Here is a 424-nt window from a genome sequence, read left to right as displayed (position 1 = left end):
CCATTTATACCGGCCGGATCAGCCCGGCGCAGGCCAAACGTGTCGATGAAATGCAGGCTGTGGCCGATGCGTTGAGCCTGATGGCCAACATCGTGATGGCGTGGAATACCTCACAGATGCAGGCGGTCCTGGATCGCTGGTCGAACCGCCGCCAGGTCATTCCACCGGAACTGATCGGGAAGATTGCGCCCACCAGGCTGGAGAGCATCAACTTGCGGGGTGTGTTTCGCTTCCCGGTTGACCGCTATGCTGACCAAATCCTGCCTTCGCGGCCAAATGCATCGATAACTGGCACCAATGGATGAAACCGACCACGGTTTGACGCCACGAATCGCAGATTTGAAAGTGAACAGGAAAGTCAATGAAATCAACGATCTACCAACACCACCTCCGCGCCAGTGCTAGCTTTTCGTACCGTCACTTA

Annotated in this window: 1 protein-coding gene; it reads left to right on the top strand. The window is 55.9% G+C overall.

Annotation, left to right across the window (positions count from 1 at the left end; all coding sequences use genetic code 11):
• Positions 1-305 (top strand): Tn3 family transposase (locus RVY79_RS17545; protein ID WP_317465773.1); only part of this gene is annotated, 305 nt, incomplete at its 5' end.
• Positions 306-424: the final 119 nt, after the last annotated feature.

This window comes from Chromohalobacter sp. HP20-39 (assembly GCF_033052815.1).
Classification (GTDB): Bacteria; Pseudomonadota; Gammaproteobacteria; order Pseudomonadales; family Halomonadaceae; genus Chromohalobacter.
Note: the sequence above shows the minus strand (reverse complement) of the source record. Positions and strands in the feature narration are given on the sequence as shown.